The organism is Streptomyces sp. NRRL WC-3618 (assembly GCF_001280005.1).
Lineage (GTDB): Bacteria > Actinomycetota > Actinomycetes > Streptomycetales > Streptomycetaceae > Streptomyces.
On record NZ_LGDW01000040.1, the window covers coordinates 67,318 to 87,875 of the forward strand.

Here is a 20,558-nt window from a genome sequence, read left to right on the forward strand (position 1 = left end):
CCGGGGCTTTGGGACGGTGGTGGTGGTCATCGGGTTTCGTCAGTCGGCCGCAGCACCGTGCCCGCGACGGCCGCGCAGCACAGCAGACCGATCGCCGATCCGGCCAGCGCCGGACCGTCGCCCCACACCGTCCAGGCGGCGCCGAAGGCCAGCGAGCAGCAGAAGCGGGCCAGCGCCTGGCTGGTCCCGACGAGGGCGAGGCCGGTGGCGCGCAGATGCTCGGGCACGATGTCGGCCAGGGCGGCCGGAAGCACACCATCGGTGGCCGCGTAGAACACGCCGTGCAGGGCGAGTACGAGGAAGGGCAGGGCCGGCGTGGCCGGGGCCCACAGCAGCAGGGCGTAGCCGGTGAGCAGACTGACATGCCCGGCGAGGAACACGGTGCGCCGCCCGATCCGGTCGGCCAGCGCGCCGAGGGGTACGGCGAGCAGCAGGAACACCGCGGCGGTGCCCAGCGGCAGCAGCGGGAACCACGCGTCGCCGATGTCCGCGCGCCGTTGCAGGAGCAGATAGACGAAGGCGTCGCTGACCGTCGTCAGGCCGAGCAGCGCGGCGCAGCCGGCGAGTGCCCGCAGCCGGGGCAGCTTCAGCAGCGCCAGTGCTTCGCGCACGCGCACGGGCGGCTTGCCGTCGGCCGCACCCGCGTCGTCCGGCGCACCCGCGTCGTCCGGCCGCGCACCGCCCCGTTTGCCGGGTACGAACAGGACGAGCACGAGCACCCCGAGGACGGCGACGCACGCGCTCACGCCGAACACGGCGTCGTAGCCGTCGGCCGCCGCGCGCAGGATGAAGAAGGCGGCCAGCGGGCCGAGCATCGCGCCGGTGGTGTCCATCGCCCGGTGTACGCCGAAGGCGCGGCCCTGCTTCTCGGACGGGGTGGACAGGGAGATCATCGCGTCGCGCGGGGCGGTGCGCAGGCCCTTGCCGGTGCGGTCCAGGGCGAGCACCGTGCCGAGGGCGCCGACGCTGCTCACGAGCAGGAGCAGCGGTTTGCACAGCGCGGACAGTCCGTAACCGATTCCGGCCATCAGCTTGTGGTTGCGCACCCGGTCGGCGAGGTGCCCGCCGGTGAGCTGGACCAGCGCGGCGGCGCCGTTGTATACGCCGTCGAGGGTGCCGAAGACCAGCGGGGTGAAGCCGAGGGTGGTGACGAGGTAGAGCGGCAGAACGGCGGTGACCATCTCCGAGGAGATGTCGGTTATCAGGCTGACCGAGCCGAGCACGAGCACGACCGGCGCGACCCGGTGCCCCGCGCCGCGTCTTCGGCCCTGTTCGCTGTCCGCCCGCGCGGGGGCGGAACGGTCGGTGAGATACATGATCGAGTCGAACTCCAGGTGCGGTGCGCTCAGTTCTGCCGGCTGCTCTCGTCCCGTAGCCAGGTGCCGAAGTCCTGGGCCCGGATGGCCTTACCGGCTCTCCGGCGGGCGGCGACCGCTGCCGCGACGAAGACTACGACACTCATGAAGAGCTTCGGATCCCTGCGGACCAGGGCTTTCAGATCCGCCGTACTCGTGCGCGCCGAGGCCTCCTCGGGTGCTCGATGCTGTTCGACCTGGGCCGTGGAGACCGCGGCCCGCACCCGTCGTTTCATCAAGTCCTGCCAGGTGCGCGGCGGGTGGACCACGACACTCGCCGCCCCGACCACGAGCCGCTCCTCGGGCGTGAACGCCAGGGACGCCGCGAGGTCGTCCGCCATCAGCGGCGGGAGTGCGGCGATCCGGGCGTGCCCGGCCTTGGAGACCGCGATGACGCCCCGGCCGAACAGTCCCGCGCGTACGGCGGGGAGTTGCTGCCACACCCGGTAGTAGGCGCGCACCCGCCAGGCGCAGCCGGCCAGCGGGATCTGCCGCTCGGGGGCGGTGGCGAGGACGTCCGAGGCGTCGTCGCCCAGGGGCTGCGTCAGCGCCCGTACGTCGGCGCCGGTGATCACGACGTCGGCGTCCACGTAGACGCGGGGGAAGCCGCGTGCGTGGTCGTCTCCCGCGCGCAGGGCGGCGTGTTTCGAGGGGGTGGGTATGTCGACCACCCGGACGCGCGGTCCCCGAGCGGCCGCGACCTGTGCGGTGTCGTCGGTGCAACCGTTGCATACGACGACGATGTCCGTCTCGTCCTCGGCGGGGCCGGCCAGCAGCGAATCGAGGAGTCGGCCGATGACTTGCCCCTCGTTGTGGGCCGGGATCACGATGCTCGTCACATGGGCAGTATGCCGTCAGTGTCACTAATGCGATGTGTGTTTCGTTCAACCGTTCCCCTTGTTGCGTTTGGTGGTCTAGATTGAGTGCCGCCGGACCGATTTGGGTGGGGAACTGTTCCTTGACTACGTGTCACGGTGCGGCTTTTTGCACGGATTTGAACTTGCAGGAAAGTGCATGCTGGGGGGCGTGAGGCGGTTGGGGAACCGCTGTAGCTCCCTTGATTTCCAGTGCCGCTGTGTGGAGGGCACTTCGATCGGGGGGTAGCCGCGCATGTGGTGGGGGGAGCATGGCCATTGAGGTCACGCATGAGCAACTGGTCGTGGGACGCAGACGGCCCGAGGCTCGCCGAAGACGTTGGGATCGGAAGTATCGATTCTCCTTGCTGGTCGCGGACGGTTTCGCCGCCGTTGTCGCGGCCTTCCTGATCCACGCGGCCTATGGCCGCTGGCCGGTGGCCCTGGTGCTGCCTCCGATGTGGATCCTGTCCATGCTCGTCCATCGCTCCTACGACCGCACCGTCCTGGGTCTGGGAACCAAGGAGTACCGACGGGTGCTCCGAGGCGCGCTCACGCTGCCGGCGCTGGCCGCGGGTGCGCACTATCTGCTGGCGCACGACGAAGCTCTACTCCATGACATGGTCATGGCCGTAGCGCCCGTTGTCGCGATCGCCCTGCCGGGCCGCTACGTGCTGCGCCGTCGGCTGCACCGAAGATGGGCGCGCGGCCGGGACCGGAGCGCGACGCTCCTGGTCGGGCCGTCTCGCGGCATCGTGGAGCTGGTCGCCGTACTGCGTCGCGGCGGCGCACAGGAACTGCAGGTCGCCGGCGTGTGCCTGAGCGATCCTAAGAACCGGGCGGAGATCCACAAGTTGGGCCTTCCCGTCCTCGGCGGCGTCGGCGACATGGACGACGTGGTCCGGGTCATGGGCATAGGCACCGTGGTCGTGCTGCCGGTTCCCGACTCCGATGCCTCCGTCGTACGCCGGATGTCCTGGACAGCCGCCGTGCAGGGCGTCGAATTCCTGCTGGCACCCGTACTGACCGACGTGTCGGCGCCCCGGCTGGCGGTACGCCCCACCAACGGGGTGCCGCTGCTGCGGATCCAGGCACCCAACCTCACCCGGATCTCCCGGCTGCCCAAGGAACTCCTGGACCGGTCGCTCGCGGCGGTGCTCCTGGCGCTCCTCGCGCTGCCCCTGCTGCTGATCGCCCTGATCGTCCGGCTGGACAGTTCCGGGCCGACACTGTTCAGGCAGCAGCGGGTGGGCCGGTACGGCGACCACTTCACCATGTTCAAGTTCCGCACCATGCGGCCGGATTCGGAAGCTCTGCGGGCGGAACTGGAACACCTCAACGAGAACAGCGACGGACTGCTGTTCAAAGTGAAGGAGGACCCCCGGATCACCCGGGTCGGCTCGGTACTGCGCCGCACGTCGATCGACGAACTGCCGCAGCTGATCAACGTGTTGAGCGGCCACATGTCGCTCGTCGGCCCGCGCCCGCCGCTGCCGGAGGAGGTCGAGGAGTACCCGGCGGAGGTCAAGCGCCGACTGCTCGTCAAGCCCGGTCTCACCGGGCTGTGGCAGGTCAGCGGGCGTTCCGACCTGCCGTGGGACGAGGCGGTCCGGCTCGATCTCGGATACGTGGACAACTGGTCGATGGGACTCGACCTGGAGATTCTGGCGCGCACCGGGTCCGCCGTGGTGCGCGGAACGGGGGCCTACTGATGGACCGAGGGAAGAGGAACCAAGTGACGCAGACCACCGAGCCGTTGGGCGTCGCGGTCGTCGGGGCGGGCTACTGGGGTCCCAATCTCGTCCGCAACTTCCAGTCCAGCGAGCAGTTCCGGCTGCGCTGGCTGTGCGACCTCGACGTGGACCGCGCCCAGCGCGTCCTCGGCGGCTACTCGACCGTCCAGGCCACCGCGGACTACGCGGCCGTCCTCGCCGACCCGTCGGTGCACGCCGTCGCCGTCGCCACGCCCGCCGGCACCCACCTCGACATCGCCCTGGCCGCCCTGCGCGCCGGAAAGCACGTCCTCGTGGAGAAGCCCCTCGCGGCGACCTACGCCGACGGGATGCGTCTGGTCACCGAGGCGGAGGAGCGCGGCCTGACCCTGATGTGCGACCACACCTACTGCTACACGCCCGCCGTGGGTCGTATACGGGAACTGGTCCGCTCCGGGGAGCTCGGCGACATCCACTTCGTCGACTCGGTGCGCATCAACCTGGGGCTCGTCCAGAAGGACATCGACGTGATGTGGGACCTCGCCCCGCACGACCTGTCGATCCTGGACTTCATCCTCCCGGACAACGTCGAACCGGTCGCCGTCGCCGCCCACGGGGCCGACCCGATCGGCGCCGGACAGGCCTGCGTCGCCTATCTGACGCTTCAGCTCAACACGGGGGCCATCGCCCACGTGCACGTCAACTGGCTGTCACCGACCAAGGTCCGCACCACCATGGTGGGCGGCGCCAAACGCACCCTGATCTGGGACGACCTCAACCCCGCCCAGCGCGTGGCCATCTTCGACCGGGGCGTGGACCTGGCCGCGCCGCAGGAGATCGGCGCGGACGAGCGCCGGGACATGCTCGTCTCGTACCGCTCCGGCGACATGGTCGCGCCCGCCATCGGCGAGAAGGAAGCGCTGCGCAGCATGGTCGACGAGTTCGGCGACTCGATCAGACAGCGCCGGGCGCCGCTGACCGACGGCCGGGCGGGCCTGCGGGTGCTGGACATCCTCGAGGCGGCCTCCCGGAGCCTGGAGTTCAAGGGCGCGGTCGTCGGACTGCGTGCCGGGCGTTGACGTTCCCATTCACTGAGAGGGCAGGGCAGTTGAGCAGCGTACGAGGCAAGAAGATCCTGGTCACCGGGGGAGCGGGCACCATCGGCTCCAACCTCGTCGACCTCCTGGCCGAGGGCGGCGCCCGCGAGATCGTGGTGCTGGACAACTTCGTCCGGGGCCGCCGGGCCAACCTCGCCAAGGCCCTGCCCAGCGGGGTCGTGGAGATCGTCGAGGGTGACATCCGGGACGCCGCCACGGTGCGGAAGGTCACCGAGGGCGCCGATCTGGTGTTCCATCTCGCCGCGATCCGTATCACCCAGTGCGCACAGGAACCCCGGCTGGCCAACGAGGTGATGGTCGACGGCACCTTCAACGTCCTGGAGGCCGCCGCCGAGGCCGGGGTGGGCAAGGTGATCGCCTCGTCCTCCGCGTCCGTATACGGCATGGCCGAGACGTTTCCGACGACCGAGCGTCACCACGCGTACAACAACGACACGTTCTACGGCGCGGCGAAGGCCTTCAACGAGGGCATGCTGCGCAGCTTCCACGCCATGTACGGCCTGGACTACGTGGCGCTGCGCTACTTCAACGTGTACGGCCCCCGGATGGACATCCACGGCCTCTACACCGAGGTGCTCATCCGCTGGATGGAGCGCATCGAGGCGGGCGAACCGCCGCTGATCCTCGGCGACGGCACGCAGACCATGGACTTCGTCGACGTCCGGGACATCGCCAGAGCGAACGTGCTGGCCGCCGAGTCGGATCTCACCGACGAGGTGTTCAACGTCGCCAGCGGTACGGAGACCTCGCTGCGCGAACTCGCCGACGGTCTACTGGAGGCCATGGGCGCGTCGGACCTGGAGCCGGAGCACGGGCCCGCCCGCGCGGTGAACGGGGTGGTCCGGCGGCTCGCGGACACCACCCAGGCCGCCGAGCGGCTCGGTTTCACGGCGCGCATCGACATGCGTACGGGGCTCAAGGACCTGGTGGAGTGGTGGCGTGCCGAGCGCGCCGCCGACGCCGACGCCGCTGCGGAGGCCGCCAAGTGAGTACCGACCGCATCCCCGTGATGATCCCCTGGCTCGGCGAGGAGGAGGCCAAGGCGGCCTCCGACGCGGTGCTGTCCGGGTGGGTCGCCCAGGGCCCCCGGGTCGCCGCGTTCGAGCGGGCGTTCGCGGAGCGGGTGGGCGCGGAGCACGGCATCGCCGTCAGCTCCTGCACCACCGCCCTGCACCTGTCCCTCGTCGCGCTCGGCCTCGGGCCCGGCGACGAGGTCGTGGTGCCGTCACTGTCGTTCATCGCCACCGCCAACGCGGTACGTTACGTCGGCGCCGAGCCCGTGTTCGCCGACGTCGACCCCGCCACCGGCAACCTGACAGTGACCACCGTGGACGCCGTCCGCACCCCCCGCACCAAGGCCGTTCTCGCCGTCCACCAGGGCGGCGTACCGGCCGACGTGCACAGCCTGCGCGCCGCCTGCGCCGACTGGGACCTGCCCCTCGTCGAGGACGCGGCCTGCGCCATCGGCTCGACCGTCGGCGGCAAGCCCGTCGGACAGGGCGCGCTGATCGCCGCCTGGTCCTTCCACCCCCGCAAGCTCGTCACCACCGGCGAGGGCGGCATGATCACCACCGACGACGCGGAGTGGGCGGCGCGGCTGCGCCGGCTGCGCGAGCACGGGATGAACGCGTCGGCCGCCGAACGCCATTCGAGCAGCAAGCCGGTCCTGGAGAGCTACCTCGAGGTCGGCTACAACTACCGGATGACGGACGTCCAGGCCGCGATCGGTCTGGTCCAGCTCGACAAGCTCGACGCGATGATCGCCCGCCGACGCGAACTGGCGGCGCGCTACGACGTGTTGCTGCGGGACGTCCCGGGCCTCACCCCCGTGCGCGACCCCGAGCACGGGCAGAGCAACTTCCAGTCCTACTGGGTGCTGTTGGACCAGGACTTCCCCGCCGGCCGGGACGACCTGCTCGCCGTGCTCGCCGAGGCCGGCGTCTCCGCCCGGCGCGGGATCATGGCCTCGCACCTCGAACCCGCCTACGAGGGCCACCCGAGCGCCCCCCTGCCGGTCACCGAGCGCATCAGCCGCGACTCGCTGATCCTGCCGCTGTTCCACACGCTCACCGAGGCCCAGCAGGACCGCGTCGTGGCGGTCCTGCGTGAACAGGCCCGTGGATGAGCGGACTGCTGATCATCGGCGCGGGTGGCTTCGCCCGGGAGACCGCACAGGCCGTACGGGACGCGGGTGACATCGAGCTGCTCGGGCACCTCGACGACAACGCCGCCCTGCACGGAACCGAGGTGGACGGCGTGCCCGTACTCGGCGGCTGCGACCTGGTCCACGACCTGCCCGAGACGCGGGTCGTGATCTGCGTGGGCAACCCCCGGGACTACGCGTCCCGCGCCCGTCTGGTCCGCAGGCTGGGCCTGCCCACGCACCGCTACGCCACCGTGGTCCACCCGACGGTGTCGGTGTCGGCGACCTCGCGGGTGGGCCCCGGCTCGGTGCTGCTCGCGCACTGCGTGCTGACCGCGGCCGTGGAGGTGGGCGCGCATGTCGCGGTGATGCCGCACGCCGTCCTCACCCACGACGACGTGGTCGAGGACTTCGCCACGATCGCCTCCGGCGTCCGGCTGGGCGGGGGAGCCCGGCTGGAGCGGGGTGCCTATGTCGGCTCCGGCGCCCTGGTCAGGGAGGGCACGGTGGTCGGCGCCTGGTCGCTGATCGGGATGGGAAGCGCCGTGCTCGGTGATGTGCCACCGGGCGAGGTCTGGGTGGGGAGCCCGGCCCGGCGGCTGCGCGAGGCGGCGGCGCCCGCGCTCGACGAACTGTTGACACAGCAACTGGGGGGACCAGTCGCATGAACCAGATTCCGTTGGTGGACCTCAAGGCGGCCCACGAGGAAGTCGCCGAGGAGGTACGGGCCGGATTCGAACGGATCCTGGCCAACACCGCCTTCATCGGCGGCGACGAGGTGCGGGCGTTCGAGCGCGAGTACGCCGATTTCGGCGGTGTCGCCCACTGCGTGGGCGTCGCCAACGGCACCGACGCCGTCGAACTCGCCCTGCGCGCGAGCGGGGTCGGGCCCGGCGACGAGGTCGTCATACCCGCCAACACCTTCATCGCCACCGCGGGCGCGGTGGCCCGGATCGGCGCACGGCCCGTCCTCGCGGACTGCCTGCCCGACGACACCTACCTGCTCGACCCGCAGGCCGCCCTGGACGCGGTCGGCCCGGCCACCCGCGCGGTGGTGCCGGTGCACCTGTACGGACAGATGGCCGAAGTGACGGAGCTGTCCGCTCAACTGCCCGACCACGTACGGCTCGTCGAAGACGCCGCCCAGTGCCAGGGCGCCACCCGCGACGGCCGGTCGCCGGGCAGCGGCGGAATCGCGGCGACCAGCTTCTACCCGGGCAAGAACCTGGGCGCGTACGGCGACGCGGGCGCGGTGCTCACCGACGACGAGGAGTCGGCCGACCTCATCCGCGCGATCGCGAACCACGGCGGAGTCGCCAAGTACCGCCACGACGTCCCCGGGTTCAACAGCAGGCTGGACGGACTCCAGGCCGTCGTCCTGCGGGCGAAGCTGGCGCGGCTCGCGGACGGCAACGCGGCCCGGCGGGCCGCGGCGGCCCGCTACGACGAACTGCTCGCCGAACTGGCGTCCGCCGGACGGATCGTGCTCCCGACGACGGACCCCGGCAACCTCCACGTATGGCACCTGTACGTCGTCCAGGTCTCCGGCGCGGACCGCGACGACCTGGTGGGCAAGCTCAACGCGGAGGGCATCGGCGCCGGGGTGCACTACCCGGCCCCCGTCCACCTCACCGAGGCGTACCGGCATCTCGGCCACACCCCCGGCGACTTCCCCCACGCCGAGAAGGCGGCGCAGCGGATCCTCTCGCTGCCGCTCTTCCCCCAGATAAGCCCCGATCAGCAGCAGCGCGTCGTGGACACGCTCGCCAAGGCGCTCCACAGCTGATCGGCCCCCACATTCACGCTCCACCCCGACTCACGGGTCGGTCCGCACAGTGCACAGCACCGCTGAGAGGTACACATGAACAGATGGAGCAGACGGATCCGGGGCGGGCGCCTCGCCGTCGTGGCAGCGCTGATATGGGCGGTGCTTCCGAGCGCCCTCCCCGCCCAGGCGGCATCCGATCCCTGCGGAGCGGGCTCGAACCCGGTCGTCTGCGAGAACTCCAAGCCGGGCAGCCCCATGTCCGACTGGTACTCGCCCAACTCCTACGGTGGCATCAAGGGGTTCTCCACCAAGGAGAGCGTCCAGGCCGGTGACACCGTCCAGTTCAAGGTCCAGTCGCCGGTCTCGTACCACGTCGAGATCTACCGCCTGGGCTGGTACGGCGGTGACGGGGCGCGCCTGATATCGACCCCGGCCCAGACCGCGGTGACCTATCCGGCCAACTACTTCAACCGCCCCGCCGGTTGCACCACCAAGAGCGGCACCGGCCTGGTCGACTGCGGCAACTGGCCCGTGACGGCGAACTGGACGGTGCCCGGCGACGCCGTGTCCGGCCTGTACATCGCCAACCTGACGCAGAACGACGGCGACGGCCTGATGCCGTACCCGTTCGTCGTGCGCAAGGACTCCAGTACCTCCGACGTCGTCCTACAGACCAGCGACCAGACCTGGCAGGCCTACAACGACTACGGCGGCCAGGACCTCTACGGGGGCGCGGGCCCCGCGCCCGACGGCCGGGCCTACGAGGTCAGCTACAACCGGCCGCTGGACATCGGTGGTGACAACGGCATCTACGGCTCCGAGTTCATGATGCTGTCCTGGCTGGAGCGCAACGGATACGACGTCAGCTATCTGTCGGGCGTGGACGTGTCGACCAACGGCGCGACCCTGCTGCCGAAGCACAAGGTGTACCTGTCCTCCGGCCATGACGAGTACTGGACGCAGAGCCAGTACTCCAACGTCCTGGCGGCCAGGAAGGCCGGCGTCCGGCAGGCCTTCTTCAGCGGCAACGAGGTCTTCTGGAAGACCCGGCTCGCCGCGAGCAACGACGGCACGAACACAGCGAACCGGACCCTGGTCTGCTACAAGATGACCAAGATGGCGCAGGGCAACGGCATCGCCGACCCCAGCGGCACCTGGACCGGCACCTGGATGGACCCGACGAGCACCAACTACGGGCAGACCTACCAGCCGCCGAACATCCTCACCGGCTCCATGTTCACGGTGAACGGCTACCGCGCCGACGCCATCACGGTTCCCGGCGCCTACGGCAGGAACCGGATCTGGCGCAACACCTCCATCGCGAACCTCAACGCGAGCCAGACCGCCACCTTCCCGACCGGCACCCTCGGCTACGAGTGGGACAGCGATCTCACCAACAGCACCAGGCCCGCCGGAGCCATCGACGTGTCGTCCACGACGGTGGACATCAACGACGGCAAGTACCGCCTCGACTGGGGCAACATGTACGGCAACGGCACGGCGACGCACAATCTCGTCGAGTTCCGTGACCAGGATTCCGGGGCCCTGGTGTTCGGCGCGGGGACCGTGCAGTGGTCGTGGGGTCTCACCAACCTCCCCGCGTACGACCCCGCCGACGTCGTGGTCACCGAGGACAGCCGGATGCAGCAGGCGACGGTGAACGTCCTCGCCGACATGGGCGTCCAGCCGCTGACCCTGCAGAGCAACCTCTCCTCCGCCACGGCCACCACCGACACCGCCGGCCCGGCCGTCACCGTGACCAGCCCGGCCTCCTCGGTCACCGTCCCGGCACTGAAGCCGGTCAACATCACCGGCACCGCCACCGACTCCGGCGGCGTGGTGGCCCGCGTCGAGGTGTCCACCGACGGCGGAACCACCTGGAACGCCGCCACCGGACTGACGTCGTGGACCTACAGCTGGACGCCGACCGCCCCGGGCGCCGCCTCCATCAAGGTCCGCGCGGTGGACGACAGCGTCAACATCGGCGCCGTCACCACCATCCCGGTGACCGTCGGCCCGCAGGCCTGCCCCTGCACCATCTGGCCCGCCACCACCGTGCCCGGCACCATCAACGGGGGCGACGGCGGTCCGCTGGAGCTCGGCGTCAAGATCCGCACCACGGTGGCCGGTTCCATCACCGGCGTCCGCTTCTACAAGTCACCCGCCAACACCGGCACCCACACCGGCAGCCTGTGGAGCGCCTCCGGCACCCGCCTGGCCACCGGCACCTTCACCAACGAGACGGCCTCCGGCTGGCAGCAGCTGAACTTCGCCAGCCCGGTGACCGTCAAGGCCAACACCACCTACGTCGCCTCGTACTTCGCCCCCAACGGCGGATACTCCTACGACGGCGGCTACTTCTCCGGCAGCGCGGCGGGACTCGCCCCGCTCACCGCGCTCCAGTCCGGCACCGACGGCGGCAACGGCGTCTACCGCTACAGCTCGACCAGCGCCTTCCCGTCCTCGGCGTCCTCGGGCAGCAACTACTGGGTCGACGTGGTGCTGGACACCGCGGCGGCCAGTACGACCCCGCCCGTCGTCACCTCGAAGTCCCCGACCTCGGGGGCGACCAACGCGTCGATCACGGCACCCGTGTCGGCCGTCTTCGACCACGCCATCGACACCGACACCCTGACGTTCACCCTGAAGGACCCGAACGGCAACACCGTGCCGGGCACCAAGACGCTCCCCGCGTCGAACAAGGCGACCTTCACCCCGTCGACCGAACTGGAACTGCACACCACGTACACCGCGTCCGTCCAGGCCGAGGACCTGTGGGGCAACGCCATGACGGCGCCGGTGACTTGGTCGTTCACCACCAGTTCCATGCCGCCCGGGGTCAGCTGCCCCTGCACGCTGTGGAACTCCGGCACGGTGCCGGCCAGGACCGCCGTCACCGACGACCCCAACTCCCTCGAACTGGGCACCAGGTTCCAGTCCTCGGCGAGCGGCTGGGTCACCGGCGTCACCTTCTACAAGGGCGCCACCAACACCGGCACCCATACGGGCAGCCTCTGGTCCGCCGACGGCACGCTCCTCGCCTCCGGCACCTTCACCACCGAGTCCGCCTCCGGCTGGCAGACGATGACGTTCGCGAACCCGGCGGCGATCAGCGCCGACACCGCGTACGTCGTCTCCTACCACGCGCCGAACGGCAACTACGCGGTGGACGGCGGCTACTTCGCGTCGGCCCACAAGTCCTATCCGCTGACCGCCACCGCCGACATCAGCACGGCCCACAACGGGCTGTACCGGTACGGCAGCGGCGTGGCCTTCCCCAACGGCTCCTACGGATCCGCGAACTACTGGGTGGGCCCGGTCTTCACCGCCGACGACCCGTCCGCGGCGCTGGCGCAGCCCGCCACCTCCTCCGAGGTGACGACCTCCTCGCTGGCGCACACCGCCGACTCCGCGAACGCCCTGGTCACAGCAGTGCCCAGCACGGCCAAGCTGTCGACGGTGAAGGCGACGGTGACCGTCCTGCCGGGCGCCACGGCCGCCGCCGCGACGAAGCTCAAGGTCAAGGCCGTCCTCTCCTACAACCGGGCCACCCACAAGGTGTCCGTCCACCTGTCCGCCCCGCTGCCGGACGGCACGCGGTTCAAGATCACGGTCATGGCCCAGGACAAGCAGCGCCACACGGTGGCGTCCCGGGTCTGGACCCTCACCAGCAAGACCGTCCACAAGAAGAACTGACCGTCCACGAGAAGAACCGACCGACCACAACCCACTGTCGGTGGCCTCCCGCACACGCGCGGGGGGCCACCGCCGGGGATTGGCTTTCCCAACCGATGAGCACCGTCAGTGTTGTGATCCCGTGCTACAAGTACGGCCATTTCCTCGCCGACTGCGTGAGCAGCGTCCTGGACGAGCAGGACGGCGTTGACGTCCGCGTACTCATCATCGACGACGCCTCGCCCGACGACTCGGCGGAGACCGCGCTCAAGCTGGCGGCCTCCGACTCGCGCATCCAGGTGCGCGTCCACGAGAGCAACAAGGGCCACATCGCCACCTACAACGAGGGCCTCCTCGAGTGGGCCGACGGCGACTACGTCGCACTCCTGTCCGCCGACGACCGGCTGGTCCCCGGCGCCCTGGTACGCGCCGCCGCGCTGCTGGACGCCCACCCGGAGGCGGGGTTCGCCTACGGCCGCCCGTTGCGCTTCCAGCACGGCGGCCCGCTGCCCAAGGCCCGTACGAGCGGGACCGGTTCGGTCGTCTACCCCGGGCACTGGTGGCTGGACCGCCGCTTCCGCGAGGGCACCGGCTGCATCACCTCGCCCGAGGTCGTCGTCCGCACCAGCCTCCAGCGCGAGGTCGGCGGCTACGACCCCGAACTGCCGCACGCCGGCGACATCGAGATGTGGATGCGGCTCGCCGCCCGCGCCGACGTCGGCTACGTACGCGGGGCCGACCAGGCCTTCTACCGCGTCCACGGCAACAACATGTCGACCACCGACTTCGGCGGCCAGCTCGACGACCTCCGCCAGCGCCTCGTCGCCTACGACTCCGTACTCGACAAGTGCGCCGACCTGCTGCCGCAGGCCGACCGGCTGGCCGGCGCGGTGCACACCCGTCTGGCCCGCTTCGCGCTGCGCCGCGCCTACCGCGCCTACGACCGGGGGCGCACCGACGTCGTCCCGGTCGACGAACTCGTGGCCTTCGCGCAGGAGTGCCTGCCGGAGTACGAGGCCCTGCCCGAGTACCGCGCGCTGCGGCTGAGACAGCAGATCGGAGCGAGGACGATGCCGTATCTGCAACCGCTGGTGTGGTCTGCCGTGGCCGAACGCGGGCGGGAGTGGCTGTGGTGGGAGTCCTGGAAGCGCCGCGGCATCTGATGACCACGCTCAACCCACCGGCCCCGCCCGACCCCTGTCGCGGCGCCCAGCGTCCGCCCCGGGACTCAGCCCGCCACCGGAACGCCACCGACCTGGACACCTGGCTCCCGGGCGGCGTCCTTCCTGTTCCTGCGCCGCAGCGCGTACTGGTCGAACCACAGCGCGCTCAGCAGCGCGACGGTCGCGCCCAGCAGCGCCGTACCGGCCAGCGCCCGGCTCTTGGTGCCCTGGACCGGGGCGGCGCTCGGGGCGACCAGCACGGAGGGGTTGATCCGCGCCTCCGCGTAGACCCCCTGTGCCTCCTGGACCTCTGCCACATGCCTCGCGTAGACGTCGATGATCCTGCGGACCGTCGTGTCGGCCGCGACCGGGTCCGCGCCCCGCGCCTGTACCTGCAACGAGGGGATCAGATAGGCGGGCGTCGCGCTGGTGCCGCTGTTGCGTGGGATCAGCTGGTATGTGCCATGGACGCCGGCGGAGCTCAACTCCTTGCGTCCCGCAGGCGACACGAGTTGCTGGATGACCCCGTACGAGAGGGTGGCGAGCGGCGGTTGGAGATTCGTCAGCTGGTTCGGCTGACTCCCCGTCATCGGCGGCTTGAGGACGACGACCGCCGAACTCACGTACTGCGGGGCGGGGCGGATCACCGGATAGGCCCCGGCGGCTGTCAGCAGGAGCGCGAGCACAAGGACATACCAGCGGCGGAGCAGCGCTTCGGCGACGTCACGGGGCGACACAGTGATTCCTTCCGTCGACCCCGATCCTCGCAGGCGCGGGGGCGGACCGCCACCAGATCACGAGGCCCAAGCCGGGCCGCAGCCCGGACGGCCGGTCACGCGGCACCGGGCCGGGGGGAGAACTCATGAGCCTCGGCGACATCTGGGCGATCATGTGCAGGCGTTGGTACTTCATGGTGCCGCTCACCCTGCTCAGTCTTCTCGCCGGCGGATACCTGTACCGGACCATCCCGGTCTCCTACGCGTCGCAGAGTTCCGTCACGCTCCTCGACTCCACGGCGGTCGCCGACATGGCGCCGACCTTCGGCAACCCCATCTCGAACGCGGGCGGTACCCTCGTCGTCACGGCGGACGTGCTGATCAGGACGCTCCAGTCGAGCGACTCGGCCAAGGAACTGCACTCCCGAGGTGTCACCGACCGCTACACGGCCGGTTTCGCACCGGAGGCCGACAGCCCGCTGCTCACCCTGAGTGTCACCGGCACCGACCGGGCGAACGTGCTGCAAGAGACCGCCACGCTCACCAAGTTCGCCGCGGAGCAGCTGAAGGCCCTTCAGGCGGCCTCCAGGGTGCCGGCGAAGTACTCCGTGCAGGCAGCGCCGGTCGTACTGCCGCAGACACCGGTCTCACAGTCGAAGGCCCGGTACCAGAACATCGCCGCGGTGCTCATCGTCGGGATGGTCAGCGCGTTCCTGCTGTCCATCCTGGCCGAGGGAGTCGCGGTGGTCCGCCGCCGCGGACGCGCCACGGCCGGATACGTCCCCCGGCGCCACCGCGCCAAGCCCCCCGAGCAGACGCCAAGGGGCCCGCTGGTGCGCAGCCTTGACGCCACGACGATCCTCACCGGCTATCTGGCGCTGGCCTTCTTCGTCCCGTCGAACCTCACCCTGCCCGCGCTCGGCGGTGTCGGCACCCCGGCCAACGTCTTCGCCCTGCTGGGACTCCTCTGGTACCTCGCGACCTGGCTCGGCGGCCGTATCCGTCCCGCCGAGGGCACCAGGCTGCCGCGCGTGGCGATGTGCGTGCTCGCCGTGGCGGTGCTGCTGTCGTACCTCGCGGACGCGTCCCGCGACAGCTCCCACCAGGAGGTCCTCGGGGCCGACCGGGGGCTCATCGGACTCGGCGTGTGGGTGGCGCTGGTGGTGCTGGCCTCGGCCGGCATCCAGGAGCGCGGCCGGCTCGAGACCCTGATGCGCCGACTCGTCGTCCTGGGCACGGTGGTCGCCCTGATCGGCTACTACGACTTCTTCGCGGCGACCAACATCGCCGACTCCATCCACATCCCCGGCCTCCAGTCCAGCACCGCCGGGATCAGCGCCATGGACCGCGGCTCGTTCACCCGGCCGCGCTCCACCACGGCCCATCCGCTGGAGTTCGGCGGGATGCTGGCCATCCTGGTCCCCTTCGCCGTCCACCAGGCGTTCGATCCCGTACGCCGTCACGCCGGCGCCATGCGCCGCTGGGCCCCGGTGGCGATCATGGCGGGCGCGCTTCCGCTGACGGTGTCCCGGACGTCCATCATCGGCGCCGCCATCGTGATCCTGGTGATGGTGCCCCGCTGGAAGCCGGCGCGCCGCTGGGCCGCGATCGGGATCGTCCTGGGTTCGGTGGCCGGCTTCAAGGTGATCATTCCCGGACTGATCGGCACCATCACCAACCTGTTCGCCACCTTCTTCGCCGGTTCCGACAGCAGCACCCAGGCGCGCACCGTGAAGTACGGCGCGATCGTCCCGTATCTCGACGAACATCCCTGGTTCGGACGCGGATTCGGCACCTTCACCCCCGACCTGTACTTCTTCACGGACAACCAGTACATGCTGACCCTGGCCGAGATGGGCGTGGTGGGGCTCGTCGCGCTGCTCGCCCTGTTCGTCACCGGGATCCACACCGGCGGTGCCATCCGCCGCCTCGCCCGCGACGACTCGGACCGGGAACTCGGACAGGCGTTCCTCGCCTCGGCGCTGGTCGCCCTCGTCATCAGCGCCACCTTCGACGCGCTCAGCTTCCCCATGTACGCCGGGATGTTCTTCCTGACCCTGGGGGCCGGCGGCAGCTACCTCGGCTTCATCCGCCGGGAGGCCGCCGCCGCTCAGGCACCCGCCGCGATCCCCGTCCCCGCCGAGGCATCCGAAGCCGAGCTTCCCCAACTCGTGGAGTCCCGATGAGCACCGTCGCCGTCATCGTCGTCACCTGGAACAGCGCCTCGGTGCTCCCCGGGTTCCTCGCCGCGCTTCCCGAGGGCATGGCCGGCCTCGACTGGCGGCTCGTCGTCGCCGACAACGACTCCGCCGACGACACCGTCGAGGTTCTCCGGACGCTGGCCCCCGACGCCACGGTCGTGCAGACCGGCCGCAACGCCGGGTACGCGGCCGGGGTCAACGCGGCGCTGGGGGCGGCCGGCGATCACGGCCCCGCGCTCATCTGCAACCCCGACATCCGGATGCGGGAGGGCTGCGCGAAACGCGTCGTGGACAGTCTCGGGGACGGTGTGGGGATCGCCGTACCCCTCCTCTACGAAGAGGGCAGGGACACGCCCCACCACTCCCTGCGCCGCGAGTCGAGTGTGCTGCGGGCGCTCGGCGAGGCCGTCATCGGAAACACCCGCGCCGGACGCTTCCCGCGCCTGAGCGAGCTCGTGACCGACGCCTCCGCGTATCAGCGGCCCACACGCGCGGACTGGGCGACGGGTGCGCTCATGGCCATCTCGGCGGAGTGTCTGGCCGCCTGCGGCCGGTGGGACGAGTCCTTCTTCCTCTACTCGGAGGAGACCGAGTACTGCCTGCGCGCGCGGGACCGTGGCTACGCCACACAGTTGGAACCGACAGCCGAGGCGGTCCACCTGGGCGGCGACTCCCAGGTGTCCCCCCGCCTCTGGACCCTCCTCACCCTCAACCGCGTCCGCCTGTACCGCAGGCGCCACGGCCCCCTCGCGACGGCCGCTTTCCGCACGGCCGTCCTCCTCCGCGAAACCTCCCGAGCCGCCCTGGGCCGCCCAGCCGCACGAGCAGCGGCAACCGCCCTGGCAAAACCGGGAGCCCTGAACAAAATTCCGGCCCCCTAACCTCCTCGCCACGCCCGGTCCCCGCGACGAAACCCTGCCCCCGCAAAAGGGGCGCGGGGAACTGCGCGACAAGCCACAACGGCGCGGCAGCCGCCCGACAACTCTTCCCGGCACCCCCGTAGTGCCACGACCTCCCCGCCACGCCCGGTCCCCGCGACGAATCCCCGGCCCCTATAAGGGGCGCGGGGAACTGCGCGACAAGCCACGACGCAGCAACCGGTCCGCGTCATGCCTGTAGGCCAGGTTGTCTAACGCACCGGCTCCGTTCTGACGGCGATGAGCGACTTCGGCGCACCGAGCACCCGCTCGCTGAGCAGCACCGACCCGGGGAACAGATAGCGCATCTCCGTGCGGGTCAGCAGCTCGATGTTGATCACCGCGTCCATCGCCGACTCCGGACTGTCGGGTCGGCTGTGGACGAGCGGCCAGCGCCGGACGAGACGGGCCCTGGCGGCCAGCGGCAGGAACTGAAAGCCAGGAGCCACGAAGTGCGGCTCGACGGGGAAGTAGCGGTACGGCGTCTGGATCCAGTGCAGCGGGGCCAGCGACTCGACGGCCGACACGAACTTGCGGCGCTGGCTGTGGCCGCCCACGTGCTCGATCGTCGAGTTGGAGAACACCAGGTCGTAGCCGCCGGTGGCACTCAGTTCGGCGGCGACCGCCTCATCGGTGACGTCGGCGACCTCCGCGGTGATCCAGTCGGGCAGTTCGGCGGGATGCTCCGCCAGGTTGATCAGGTGGACGTGCTTGGCGCGCACGGGCGCGCGCAGCCACATCTCGGCCGTTCCGCCCAGGTCCACGACGCTCATGTTCTCGATGCCGGGGAAGCAGCGCCCGAACCGCTCCCAGCGGGCGACGCGCATGCGTTCGCCCAGCGAACCGGGCGCGTCGACGAACTTGTTTCGGAGGGCGCGGGAGCGGGCCATTGGGATCAACCACCTGTGGTCGGAACGAGAGAGCGAGATGAAGGAGAGGGGAGTGACGATTGGCGGGGCCGGGCGGATTACCCGGCCGTCACCACTGGGTGTAGAAGCTGGCCGGGTTCACCAGGTACCGGACGGTGGGGTGCGGCACATGGACGACCCGGTGCCCGCGGCCGTACCGGCGGATCAGCTCCCAGTCCTCACGGGGCATCACCTCCGGCGTCCGGCGCAGCCGGCTGAAGTGCAGAGAGCCGTTGCGGCGGGCGACGAAGGCGTTGGTGTCGAGGAAGGACTCGCGGGCCGCCCTGCGCCGGTCGAAGGGCACCGAAAGGACGTCCCGTTCGCTACCGTCGGGCAGGACGCGGCGCAGCGCCGTGTAGACGCCGGCGGGCCCGCCGGGGGACTCCAGGACAGCCAACGCCCGTTCCAGATGGTCGGGTTCCCACAGGTTGTCGTCGTCCAGGAACGCCACGTACCGCGAGCGGCTGAGGCGGATGCCCACATTGCGGACGATCCCGGCCGTGCCGGTGTTGTGCGCCAGGGAGACCGCGAACAGCCGTGGATCGTCGGGGAGTTCGGACAGTCCGGCGCCGTCGTCGACCACGATGACGACCTGGTCGCGAACGGTCTGGTCGAGCGCCGAGCGCACCGCGGCCCGCAGCGCCTCGGGACGTCGGTGGGTGGCGATCACCGTGGCGACCAGCGCCGTGGGCGGCGACGGCAGAGTGGCGGCCAGGCGTCGGGTCTCGGCGTCCTCGGTCCGGCGCAGCCGCACCGCGGTGGGGGCCAGCAGGACCTTGTTCCTGATCTCGTAGAGCACCAGCCAGCCGAACAACGCCTTGAGCAGCGTCCAGGGCGCCCGTGCGACCCGGCGTACCGCCCCGCTGACGATCCCGCTCATGACGTCGGCTCCGGCTCGACCGGGCGGCCGTCGGACATCCGGTTGTCGCGCCACACGTTTCCGGCGCCCCCGGCGTTCCAGTGGGCGACCACGCCGTAGCCGCCGGACCCGGGGTGGTACTCCGTGGAGAAGACGTTGCCGGTGACCCTGATCCCGGTGGCGCCGGTGCTGCCGCCGTAGAGGGCGTACGCGCCGCCCGCGATCCAGTTGTCGTCCACGGTGACGTTGCGGACCACTCCGGTGTCGGCGAACAGGCCGATGCTGCCCGAGGCACCCTGCTTGAGGCTGTTCGGGTTCAGCAGGGTGTTGTGGCGGATGACCAGGTGCCCGGTGTTGCCGCCGCCGCTGATCACGGTGTTGGTGTGCTGCCACTCGCCGCCCAGGTTGACGAACGGAACGATGTCGTGCACGTAGTTGTCGTGCAGGTTTCCCTGCCCCATGGACAGGGCGTCGCCGAACACCGAGACGTCGCACCAGCCGACCTCGATGGGACTGCCCCCCATGTTCGACACCGCGTAGTCCACGCCGCCGTTGTCCGGACCCTTGCCCGGCACCGCCGTGACGGTGGAGTGCAGGACCTTCAGACCGCTGTATCCGGGACGCAGGTTGATGCCCCACCAGTTGTCCGAGGTGATCCTGGTGTCGATGACGGTGACGTTGTTCGCGTAGATGTCGAGCGAGCCCGTGATGTCCTGGCCCCGGATGACGAGCCCGTCGGTACGGATCGCCCAGGCCCCGGTCTTTTTGGGCTTGAGGGCGATACGCGGACCGGTGCTGTCGGCGTCGGGGAAGCCGCAGTCGCCCGGAGAGTCGCACTTGGTTCTGGCCACCGGAGTGGCGGGCGCACTGCGGGTGGCCGTCGGCGGGGTCGGTTTCCCGGCCGGGGTGGGCTTCTTCGCCGGGGTGAGCCTGGCCGTCGGCGACGGCGTGGGGGAGGGGGAGGGGCGGTCCGTCGCCCCGCCGACCGTCGCCGACGCGGTGGCGCTCGGTGACGGTGGGGGGCTGCTCGTACGGCAGATCGGCCCGTCGGCCGGGCAATGCTGCGCCGTGGAGTGTTCCGATCCCGAGCAGGCCACTGCCAGAACCGCCAGCAGTCCCGCGAGCAGCGGTACCGCGAGGGAGTTGCGGCTGACGCGCCGTGACATGGG

16 protein-coding genes are annotated in these 20,558 nt (G+C 70.6%); 10 read left to right on the plus strand and 6 right to left on the minus strand.

Annotated elements, in window-relative coordinates; translation table 11 throughout:
- Positions 1 to 26 precede the first annotated feature (26 nt).
- Both ADL01_RS06255 and ADL01_RS06260 read right to left on the minus strand, forming a co-directional pair.
- Positions 27 to 1,316 (minus strand): MFS transporter, encoded by a 1,290-nt coding sequence (locus tag ADL01_RS06255; RefSeq protein WP_063783464.1) that lies wholly within the window; start codon positions 1,314 to 1,316, stop codon positions 27 to 29.
- Between the two features lie 29 nt (positions 1,317 to 1,345).
- Entirely contained in the window at positions 1,346 to 2,194 is an 849-nt protein-coding gene (locus ADL01_RS06260) for a glycosyltransferase (protein ID WP_053740882.1), read from the minus strand.
- Between the two features lie 380 nt (positions 2,195 to 2,574).
- Here ADL01_RS06260 and ADL01_RS06265 point away from each other — a divergent pair, with 380 nt between their 5' ends.
- From ADL01_RS06265 to ADL01_RS06300, 8 genes are all read left to right on the plus strand, one after another.
- Positions 2,575 to 3,921 carry a sugar transferase gene (locus tag ADL01_RS06265; protein ID WP_234354522.1) on the plus strand — a complete coding sequence of 449 codons (1,347 nt, stop codon included), beginning with the start codon at positions 2,575 to 2,577 and terminating at the stop codon, positions 3,919 to 3,921.
- Positions 3,922 to 3,944: 23 nt separating this feature from the next.
- Positions 3,945 to 5,000: a Gfo/Idh/MocA family protein gene (locus tag ADL01_RS06270; protein ID WP_199834766.1), complete on the plus strand. Its 1,056-nt coding sequence runs from the start codon at positions 3,945 to 3,947 to the stop codon at positions 4,998 to 5,000.
- A 29-nt stretch (positions 5,001 to 5,029) separates the two neighbouring features.
- Positions 5,030 to 6,028 (plus strand): NAD-dependent epimerase/dehydratase family protein, encoded by a 999-nt coding sequence (locus ADL01_RS06275; protein WP_053740885.1) that lies wholly within the window; start codon positions 5,030 to 5,032, stop codon positions 6,026 to 6,028.
- The gene (locus tag ADL01_RS06280; RefSeq protein WP_078960351.1) at positions 6,025 to 7,164 is read left to right on the plus strand and encodes a DegT/DnrJ/EryC1/StrS family aminotransferase; all 1,140 of its coding nucleotides are present in this window, start codon (positions 6,025 to 6,027) and stop codon (positions 7,162 to 7,164) included. The genes ADL01_RS06275 and ADL01_RS06280 overlap by 4 nt, the downstream gene beginning before the upstream one ends.
- On the plus strand, positions 7,161 to 7,850 hold the full coding sequence (locus ADL01_RS06285; protein WP_053740886.1) for an acetyltransferase: 690 nt from the start codon (positions 7,161 to 7,163) through the stop codon (positions 7,848 to 7,850). Before ADL01_RS06280 ends, ADL01_RS06285 begins: the two co-directional genes overlap by 4 nt.
- On the plus strand, positions 7,847 to 8,968 hold the full coding sequence (locus ADL01_RS06290; protein ID WP_053740887.1) for a DegT/DnrJ/EryC1/StrS family aminotransferase: 1,122 nt from the start codon (positions 7,847 to 7,849) through the stop codon (positions 8,966 to 8,968). The genes ADL01_RS06285 and ADL01_RS06290 overlap by 4 nt, the downstream gene beginning before the upstream one ends.
- Before the next feature lie 120 nt (positions 8,969 to 9,088).
- A complete protein-coding gene (locus tag ADL01_RS06295; protein ID WP_234354523.1) occupies positions 9,089 to 12,646 on the plus strand; it encodes a DUF4082 domain-containing protein in 3,558 nt (1,185 codons plus the stop codon).
- Positions 12,647 to 12,741: 95 nt separating this feature from the next.
- Positions 12,742 to 13,788: a glycosyltransferase family 2 protein gene (locus tag ADL01_RS06300; protein ID WP_053740889.1), complete on the plus strand. Its 1,047-nt coding sequence runs from the start codon at positions 12,742 to 12,744 to the stop codon at positions 13,786 to 13,788.
- Between the two features lie 65 nt (positions 13,789 to 13,853).
- On the opposite strand, the gene ADL01_RS06305 is transcribed toward ADL01_RS06300, so the two are convergent.
- Positions 13,854 to 14,525, minus strand: coding sequence for a hypothetical protein (locus tag ADL01_RS06305; RefSeq protein WP_053740890.1), 672 nt, complete (start codon positions 14,523 to 14,525; stop codon positions 13,854 to 13,856).
- 125 nt (positions 14,526 to 14,650) lie between these two features.
- On the opposite strand from ADL01_RS06305, the gene ADL01_RS06310 reads away from it, so the two are divergent.
- Together ADL01_RS06310 and ADL01_RS06315 are read left to right on the plus strand one after the other, a co-directional pair.
- Positions 14,651 to 16,690 carry an O-antigen ligase family protein gene (locus ADL01_RS06310; protein ID WP_053740891.1) on the plus strand — a complete coding sequence of 680 codons (2,040 nt, stop codon included), beginning with the start codon at positions 14,651 to 14,653 and terminating at the stop codon, positions 16,688 to 16,690.
- Positions 16,687 to 17,586, plus strand: a complete 900-nt coding sequence (locus ADL01_RS06315) for a glycosyltransferase family 2 protein (protein ID WP_053740892.1) — start codon at positions 16,687 to 16,689, stop codon at positions 17,584 to 17,586. The genes ADL01_RS06310 and ADL01_RS06315 overlap by 4 nt, the downstream gene beginning before the upstream one ends.
- Positions 17,587 to 17,834: 248 nt before the next feature.
- Here ADL01_RS06315 and ADL01_RS06320 read toward each other — a convergent pair whose 3' ends face one another.
- The 3 genes from ADL01_RS06320 to ADL01_RS06330 form a co-directional block, all read right to left on the minus strand.
- Entirely contained in the window at positions 17,835 to 18,512 is a 678-nt protein-coding gene (locus ADL01_RS06320) for a hypothetical protein (protein WP_078960352.1), read from the minus strand.
- Between the two features lie 88 nt (positions 18,513 to 18,600).
- A complete protein-coding gene (locus tag ADL01_RS06325) occupies positions 18,601 to 19,410 on the minus strand; it encodes a glycosyltransferase family 2 protein (protein WP_053740893.1) in 810 nt (269 codons plus the stop codon).
- Positions 19,407 to 20,555: a hypothetical protein gene (locus tag ADL01_RS06330; protein WP_234354524.1), complete on the minus strand. Its 1,149-nt coding sequence runs from the start codon at positions 20,553 to 20,555 to the stop codon at positions 19,407 to 19,409. Before ADL01_RS06330 ends, ADL01_RS06325 begins: the two co-directional genes overlap by 4 nt.
- Positions 20,556 to 20,558: the final 3 nt, after the last annotated feature.